The organism is Psychrobacter sp. Arc29 (assembly GCF_041431175.1).
In the GTDB taxonomy this organism is placed as follows: Bacteria; Pseudomonadota; Gammaproteobacteria; order Pseudomonadales; family Moraxellaceae; genus Psychrobacter.
This window is the reverse complement of the sequence record NZ_JASMRR010000016.1, coordinates 1-8,301: the sequence shown is the minus strand read 5'-3', so window position 1 is coordinate 8,301 and position 8,301 is coordinate 1. Positions and strand designations below refer to the sequence as shown.

Genomic DNA, 8,301 nt, shown 5'->3' with positions numbered 1-8,301 from the left:
ATTATTTACCGCTGTTCTACCAACATCGGTCTCTTTACCTGCACAATACGGTGCTATCTTTGCCCACTGGGCATCACATAGGGTTAATCTAGTCATAACACTATGATTATCAATTATTCTATATATGTCAACACACCCTAATAGAAACGATGCTTTGAATGATGTAGAAAACTTTATTTTTGATTAAATATAATCTTACTTTTCCTATAAAGGTTGCTACGAAGTCGCGTTTTAGCCCTGACAGTAGCGGCTATCCTGCTTGGATAGGCGTGTTGCGAAGGCTAGGTTTTGGGGCAGTATCGTGACCAAACAGGAATGACACAAACCGTAGCCTCGCCACGCCTAGATAAGCAGATAATAGCGGATGGCAGGATTGGCTACTTTTCACCACTACATAGTTTAAACTTCCCCCAAATCTTCCATATCCACATACTCTTTTTTGCCATGGATCTTATACATCTTGCGATTGATCTCTGGATACAGGGTAATGTCAATCGGTGGTCGGCTGCCGCCCATCAAGTAAGTGGCATCGGTATCGCTCTCATTACGCATCGAGTGCGCCGCGCCATGAGCAGGGAAGCCGACGAAATCTCCAGCACTCAGCTGATAATGCTCATCGCCATAGCGCAGCGATAGCTCGCCTGACAGCACATAAATAAACTCATCAGACTCTTCATGATAGTGATGCGTCGTCGTCTCATCTCCCGCTTCCACCCGTACGAGGTGCAAGCCAAATTTCGTCAGACCAACGATATCACTGAGCGACACCGTATGGCGTATAGCGTGCTCATTGAACTGATGGACATGCTCAGTCTCAGGCGTGTTATCGATATCGGATTTGGTCAAGACGTATGCTTGCGTGTCCTTACGTGGCTGTTGGTCTGGTGTCGTCATCATCTGTCTCCTTGATTGATGCTTTGAGTGTATACCACTATTAGCCAATAGTATCAGGTTTTAAAAGGGACGAAATAGGCGTGATGTTGATAATCAGATAGCGACTTTATATATCCTGCATAAAGCGATTGTTGATGACGCTATTCATGTTGTACCCTGAACCATTATTTTAAATAAAGGAGAGTGCGGGTGTTGTATAACTTTGATGAGGTCATCGACAGACGGGATACAGGGTCGCTCAAATGGCACTATAGCGATGACACGATTCCGCTGTGGGTGGCTGATATGGATTTTAAGGCCGCGCCGCCTATCTTAAACGCGATTGAGCAAGCCGTGCAGCATGGCATATTGGGCTATACCAAACCTACCGAGGCGCTGTACGACGCGATTATTGATTGGCATGGCAGTCGCTATGAGTTGCCGCTTGCTAAAGAAAATATCTTGTTCTCGCCAGGTGTCGTCCCAAGCCTAGCGCTGATGATGAACGTCTTTACCGAAGTAGGGGATGCGGTACTGGTCAATGATCCGATTTACGCGCCATTTATGAGTAAAGTTGAGCAAAATGGTCGTACGCTCATCACCTCATCGTTACAAGAGAGCGAGGGCAAATATCATTTAAATTTAGCGGATATCGAAGCCAAAATAATAGAGCATGATGTGAAGCTGTATTTACTCTGCAATCCGCACAATCCGGGCGGGCGCGTATGGACGAGAGATGAGCTTGAAGCGTTACTGACGATTTGTAAAAAGCATGATGTAGCGATTGTCAGTGATGAGATTCATCAAGATTTAACCTTGAGCGGTCACACGTTCACGCCGTTTTTGACGCTAGCGCAAGGCTATGAGCACAAGGTGGTCAGCCTGACCTCGATGACCAAAACCTTTAATATCGCGGGTATCAAAGGCTCGATGATCTTTGCTAAAGATGACGGTTTACTTCAAAAAATCAGCCAGCAGCAGCAATTAAATGACGAGTATGAGCTGAATTTATTTGCCTATACAGCGATGCGTAATGCCTATGAGCAAGGCGATGAATGGTTGGCACAGGCGCTGACATATATTGAGGCTAATATTGATTTAACCATGCAGTTTTTCGCTGAGCATCTGCCAAATATTAAGGTCATGCGTCCAGAAGCGTCCTATCTGATTTGGCTGGATTGCTCAGCGTACAGTCAAGACGACGAGCAGCTTTATGATATTTTACGTGCGGCAAAAGTGGAGCTCAATGCTGGGATCAAATACGGTGAGGAAGGACATCTTAAAATGCGCCTAAATGTGGCTTGTCCTAGATCAGTATTGATGGAAGGATTGAATCGTATTCAAAGCGCCTTTAGCACATTATAAAAGCGGTTATAAAGCAGATATGGAGTTTTGGTGAATGGCTGATGTACTCGTTTAGAGATTTACTCAATGCTTTGCTCATAAGCTTTATTATAGTTAAATAGCAAAAAACCCCGCGATGGCGGGGTTTTTATTGTTTATGGAATGAGCGGTAGTTTTTCTCGTATTATTGAGCAGACTTATAATAGTCAACGAGCATGGTACCTAATGTGCCATTTTCATCAATCGTCACAATACTGACTTGACCTGTCTGTGAGGCGGTACTGGATTTCACTTGGCCTGCGTTACCTAAGACGACCTGATGCTTATTAGTGGCTTTTACGCCGTTACCGATAGCGATACTATTTAATCCACTAGCCATTGAAATATTACCAATCGCAATAGAAGCTTCGCCCTGTGCGGCGGCCGCTTCACCAATAGCCGTTGCACGCATACCACTGGCATTGGCTAGATGACCAAACGCTTGCGCGCGTTCGCCCGTAGCTTTTGACTGCCAACCGATAGAGGTTGAACCCAGACCTGCTGCATTGGCTTGACCGCCGACAGCAGTCGCAGAGTTCATACCTGCGTTTGCTTGATTACCGACAGCGACCGTATCATTCGTTCCACCCGCCATTGCTGCTTCACCGACAGCGGTTGAGCGTACGCCGCTAGCATTGGCTAGGTGGCCGAATGCTTGAGCGCGCTCAGCGGTGGCTTTTGATTGCCAGCCGATAGAGGTAGAGCCCAAACCTGCCGAATTGGCTTGACCACCGACAGCGGTCGCTGAGTTCATACCTGCATTTGCTTGATTACCGACAGCGACCGTATCGTTCGTTCCGCCCGCCATTGCCGCTTCACCGACGGCCGTTGCACGCACACCGCTAGCATTGGCTAGATGACCAAATGCTTGGGCGCGTTCAGCGGTGGCTTTTGATTGCCAACCAATCGAGGTTGAGCCCAGACCTGCTGCATTGGCTTGACCACCAACAGCGGTTGCAGAGTTCATACCTGCATTTGCTTGACTACCGAGTGCAACCGTATCATTGGTGCCGCCTGCCATGGCTTGATTGCCATAGGCCAGAGCCATCGTGCTGCCATCAGCTGCCATCACGGCGGTAGTGCTAAAAGACGCTGTGGCGACTGCTAGAGCGAGTGTACTGATCTTTAGCGCTGAACGTGATGAGAATTCCATTTTCATAATTTTTTATCCTGTTTTTTTAAATATTAAAGTCTCGTAAAATGATCTAGTTAGATACTTATTAAGACTTGTTTAGGCGAGTTTATATACATTTCAATTGGTTGGAGAAAGTTCAGTGATATCTACTGCGCTCTGCTTATATAAGCTCAAGGCGGCAGTAGATATTTATGAGCAGTTACTACGTAAATGAATTACCAAGCAAAAGTGACACCGCCGCGAGCACCTACTTTTCCAGTATCAAGCCCGACACCTGCACCGGCCGAAATGGTCATGCTATCGCTCATTCTGCCAGCAAATGAAGTACTCAGTGCTGAGCTACTATTGTAATAGCCGGTACCAAATGACATGGCATAGCGCTTACCAGCAGGAATCACTGGCGTCTCTAGAGACAGTGCCATTGCGATACCGTCTTCGGCTTCATCCAAGCGATCTTCTTGACGATCATATCGACTACGTAAGTCGTTGAATTGTCTAGAGGTTGCTAGTGAGTCTACGCTGACACTGGTACCTAATGTACCGTTGGCATCAGTTGTGACAAGATTGGTCGTGCCTGTCTGTGCTGCGGTACTGGCTTGCAGTTGACCAGCATTACCCAAGACGATCTGATTGTCAGCTGCTGCCGTTGCGCCGTTACCAATAGCGATACTATTTAAACCGCCTGCCACTGATTGGTTGCCTAGCGCGACAGAGCGCTCGCCCTGTGCAGCAGCATCTTCACCCACCGCAAGTGAACGCTCGCCAGAAGCGCTGGCTAGATGACCAAACGCTTGTGAGCGTAAACCAGTTGCTGCTGACTGCCAACCAATCGAAGTAGAGCCAGTTCCTGCTGCATTGGCTTGACCGCCGACCGCGGTGGCTGAGTTATTACCTGCATTGGCTAGATTACCAATAGCGACAGTGTCATTACTGCCACCTGCCACCGATTCATTACCTAGCGCGACAGAGCGTTCACCTTGTGCTTGTGCAGCTTCACCCACGGCGGTTGAACGTTCGCCATTTGCTTGAGCTAGATGACCAAACGCTTGAGCGCGCTCGGCGTTTGCTCCTGACTGCCAACCAATAGCAGTCGCGCCTGGGCCAGTTGCCACAGACTCACCGCCGACAGCAGTGGTTGAATTACCTGCTGCATTGGATTGATCACCAATTGCTAGTGCATCGACGCCTGTGGCAGTAGATAGATTACCAATGGCTGTTGAGTTAGCGCTTAGCGCTTGAGAGTCTTCACCAATCGCTAAAGACAATGCGCCATTTGCGGTAGCTTGGTGTCCAAAAGCTTGTGCTTGTGCACCAGTAGCGCTTGACTGCCAACCAATCGCGGTTGCGCCTGCGCCATCGGCAATTGACTCGCCGCCGATCGCCGTGGTTGAGTTGCCCAAAGCTTGAGCGCCAGCACGCGACCCATTTTCAGATACACCGCCGCCAACTGCTACTGCGTCGATACCATCAGCTTGTGAGTTAGACCCAATCGAGACGGTATTTTCATCAGAGGCAAAGGCGGTGTTGCCTACCGCCACAGCATTAACCGCTGATGCAAAAGCGTTCTGACCTATTGCGGTGGCATTATCAGCAAAGGCGCTAGTATTTGGGCCACAGGCCAAAGCGTCTGTTCCAAGACCAGAGGCATTACCAGTATTGCCACTGCTTAACTGACATTCAGCTGCCATGGTGCTAGTAGTGGCAAAAGATGCAGCGGCGGCAATGGCTAAGGTGAGAGTACTAAGCTTTAGAGCAGAGCGCGGTAAGAAGTCCATTTTTTTCATTTCTTCATCCTTTTTTTAGAAACGTTAGGGCTTGATGGTGTCGATAAAAAATACGGCAGCAACATTTTTATTCAATGGGTTATTTATTTTTTTTGCAAATAACCCGACAATTGATTGCCTGTACTGCTATTAATGAGGCAAACAAGTCTCAACTGTGTTACCGAGTCTCAATGTAGCAATATTACAATTAATCTACTCGCTACCCTGCTGCGATAGTACCAGTTGGGTGGATAAAACAGCGGTATAAGCTGCTAAAATCGCTTGTTTTTTTCACAAGGCAATACGCCGCTCGTCCATGTGTTTCACTGGTGTTTTTGGCATCCACATTTATAATCTACATGATTACGTAACAAAGTTCGACTGATAATTAACGTCTGTTTTCAAAAAGTTACAGTCAAATTATTCAACAAAAAACACGTAATTATCGTAAGGGATTTCAAGCCTTGTGAATATTGGGCTGTGTAAAAATACTTAATAGTAAGGGGTGTAAGATAAATGATATTTAATAGCATTAAAATGTGCGCAGGAAAGTAATCAAAAGAGAGCAGCGTGGTAAATTGAAGTCAAGATTACTGAAAAAGGGGTGGTTAGCAGATGATATTCTGTATGACGCTAAAGTAGATGGATGGCAAATCGAAGAGTAGAAAGAATTAAGACTTGTCTTTATGCTTTGCTTTAGTTTTAAATGGTGTAGAAAATTGCAATATTAAAAATCCCACCACGGATAAGATGATGGCGATTTCGTAGCGAGCGTAAGCCACTGAAATACCAATAGCGCCAGTGTTCCAGAGTCCTGCGGCCGTCGCGGTGCCTTCTGCGCCATCTTTGTTTTTGACAATCGCGCCGCCGCCAATAAAGCCCATGCCAGTGATGATGCCATACATAATGCGCGCTTGGGCGTCGGGGCTGTCATAGATATCCATCCCTACCAGCATAAAGGCGCATGAGGCAATGGTAACCAAAGGAAAAGTACGGAGGCCTGCGCCATTGTCTTGAAACTCACGATTGAGCGCAATGGGCAGCGACAGTATAAAGGCGATACTCAGCTGCATGGCGTGATAGGCCAGCAGTTTGAGGTTTAGATCAAACGCGAACATAATGTAAAGTCCCTTCCATATTGCACGCATATCGTACACTTGCACAATATCAACGTCCATGTCACCGTACTATACTTTTTATACCATATAACGATCATGAGATGCCATATTTGGTATGCAGCAGTACGATTACCCATTCCAAATGTAAGTCACCAATAAAATAGTTGCGAATAAACCGCACGTCAATCGCCATCATTGCCCCGAAACTTGTTAAAATAGGGCACCAATTTTTTATTGATGGATACTCACCTTATGACGACCGCATCATCGACGCCAACTATCAAGCAAGACCGCATTTTAATCCTCGATTTTGGCTCGCAATACAGTCAGTTAATCGCCCGCCGTGTGCGCGATTCTGGGGTGTTTTGTGAGATGTTCCCTTATGACATCGACACTCAGCGCATCATCGATTTTGGCGCAAAAGGCGTCATATTATCGGGTGGCCCTGAGAGCGTCCATGCAGACAACAGCCCGCGTATCAATGACGCGGTGTTTGACCTAGGCGTGCCTGTATTGGGTATTTGCTACGGTATGCAAGCGATGGCAGATCGTTTTGGCGGGCAGGTTCATGCCAGTGATATTCATGAGTTTGGTGCAGCGACCATCGAAGTAAATGGTCACTCGCAGCTGACTGACGGTATCGAAGACAGCAAGACTGACGGCGCGGCTGCCAAGCTAAACGTTTGGATGAGCCATGGTGACAAAGTCATCGAAGCACCTGAAGGTTTTGACATCGTTGCTAGTACGCCAAGCTGCCCGATTGCGATTATGGCCAATGATGATAAGCAATACTACGGTCTACAGTTCCACCCAGAAGTGACGCACACCCTACAAGGTCAAGCGCTGCTAGGTCGTTTCGTTCATCAGATTTGCGATTGTGCTGGTGAGTGGACGCCAGATAATATCGCTGATATGCGTATCGCGCAGCTCAAAGAGCAAGTCGGTGACAAGCAAGTATTGCTCGGTCTGTCAGGCGGGGTGGACAGCTCAGTCGTTGCAGCGTTATTGCACAAAGCCATTGGCGATCAGCTGACCTGTGTGTTCGTGGATAATGGTCTTTTGCGTCTGCATGAAGGCGATCAGGTCATGCAAGTTTTTGCCGAAAACATGGGCGTCAAAGTCATCCGTGTTGATGCTGAAGATTTATTCTTAGATGCGCTAGCAGGCGAGTCTGATCCAGAGAAAAAACGCAAAATCATTGGCAAAACTTTCATTGACGTATTCGCTGATAGTGCGCGTCAAGTGAGCGAGCAAAGCGATGGTAAAGTCGTTGAGTTCTTAGCACAGGGTACGATTTACCCAGACGTGATCGAGTCTGCCAAATCACATCAAGGTAAAGCACACGTCATTAAGAGCCATCATAACGTCGGCGGCTTGCCAGATGACTTGGCATTTAAACTGATTGAGCCGTTACGTGACCTCTTTAAAGACGAAGTGCGCAAGCTTGGTATTACTTTGGGCTTACCAGCCAAAATGATCTATCGTCATCCGTTCCCAGGTCCAGGTCTTGGCGTGCGTATCTTGGGCGAAGTGAAAAAAGAATACGCCGATGTCTTGCGTTTGGCAGATGCTATCTTTATGCAAGAGCTTGAGCGTTCAGGCTGGTATGACAAAACGGCGCAAGCCTTTGCAGTATTCCAGCCAATCAAATCAGTCGGCGTGGTCGGCGATGGCCGCCGCTATGCGTGGGTAATCGCGCTACGTGCGGTTGAGACCGTGGACTTTATGACGGCTCGCTTTGCGCATCTGCCGTATGATTTGATTGAAACGGTATCAAACCGCATCATGAATGAAATCGCTGACGTCTCACGTGTGACCTATGATGTGTCTAGCAAGCCACCTGCGACGATTGAGTGGGAATAACTTTTAATCAGAGCAAACTAAAAATCTGATTAGATTTGTATAGTAATAAAAAAGCACTCAACTTAGTTGGGTGCTTTTTTTGCTAATAGTGTCCCGTCCTGAAATAAGTTTACGAAAAAGGAGCTTATTCATGGACAAGTTAGAGACTACAAGGGCTAAGCGTACG

The 8,301-nt window shown here is 47.2% G+C and carries 6 protein-coding genes; 2 read left to right on the top strand and 4 right to left on the bottom strand.

Translation table 11 applies throughout. The features are described from left to right. Window positions 1-399: 399 nt before the first annotated feature. On the bottom strand, window positions 400-894 hold the full coding sequence (locus QO189_RS14110; RefSeq protein ID WP_371533228.1) for a cupin domain-containing protein: 495 nt from the start codon (window positions 892-894) through the stop codon (window positions 400-402). 183 nt (window positions 895-1,077) lie between these two features. Between QO189_RS14110 and QO189_RS14105 the strand changes: the two genes are divergently transcribed. Then, entirely contained in the window at window positions 1,078-2,238 is a 1,161-nt protein-coding gene (locus tag QO189_RS14105) for a MalY/PatB family protein (RefSeq protein ID WP_371533227.1), read from the top strand. A gap of 163 nt (window positions 2,239-2,401) precedes the next feature. On the opposite strand, the gene QO189_RS14100 is transcribed toward QO189_RS14105, so the two are convergent. The 3 genes from QO189_RS14100 to QO189_RS14090 all read right to left on the bottom strand — a co-directional run bounded on the left by QO189_RS14100 (window position 2,402) and on the right by QO189_RS14090 (window position 6,272). Further along, the gene (locus QO189_RS14100) at window positions 2,402-3,415 is read right to left on the bottom strand and encodes a hypothetical protein (RefSeq protein ID WP_371533226.1); all 1,014 of its coding nucleotides are present in this window, start codon (window positions 3,413-3,415) and stop codon (window positions 2,402-2,404) included. Window positions 3,416-3,606: 191 nt separating this feature from the next. Beyond that, the gene (locus tag QO189_RS14095) at window positions 3,607-5,175 is read right to left on the bottom strand and encodes a YadA-like family protein (protein WP_371533225.1); all 1,569 of its coding nucleotides are present in this window, start codon (window positions 5,173-5,175) and stop codon (window positions 3,607-3,609) included. A gap of 650 nt (window positions 5,176-5,825) precedes the next feature. After that, entirely contained in the window at window positions 5,826-6,272 is a 447-nt protein-coding gene (locus tag QO189_RS14090; protein ID WP_201599420.1) for an MgtC/SapB family protein, read from the bottom strand. Between the two features lie 252 nt (window positions 6,273-6,524). Between QO189_RS14090 and guaA the strand changes: the two genes are divergently transcribed. Beyond that, window positions 6,525-8,135, top strand: coding sequence for a glutamine-hydrolyzing GMP synthase (gene guaA / locus QO189_RS14085; protein WP_371533224.1), 1,611 nt, complete (start codon window positions 6,525-6,527; stop codon window positions 8,133-8,135). Window positions 8,136-8,301: the final 166 nt, after the last annotated feature.

Excerpts from the sequence above, each read along its gene's own strand:
- QO189_RS14110 (WP_371533228.1), bottom strand. The coding sequence starts at position 894 with ATGACGACACCAGACCAACAGCCACGTAAGGACACGCAAGCATACGTC.
- QO189_RS14100 (WP_371533226.1), bottom strand. The coding sequence starts at position 3,415 with ATGAAAATGGAATTCTCATCACGTTCAGCGCTAAAGATCAGTACACTC.
- QO189_RS14095 (WP_371533225.1), bottom strand. The coding sequence starts at position 5,175 with ATGAAAAAAATGGACTTCTTACCGCGCTCTGCTCTAAAGCTTAGTACT.
- QO189_RS14090 (WP_201599420.1), bottom strand. The coding sequence starts at position 6,272 with ATGTTCGCGTTTGATCTAAACCTCAAACTGCTGGCCTATCACGCCATG.
- guaA (WP_371533224.1), top strand. The coding sequence starts at position 6,525 with ATGACGACCGCATCATCGACGCCAACTATCAAGCAAGACCGCATTTTA.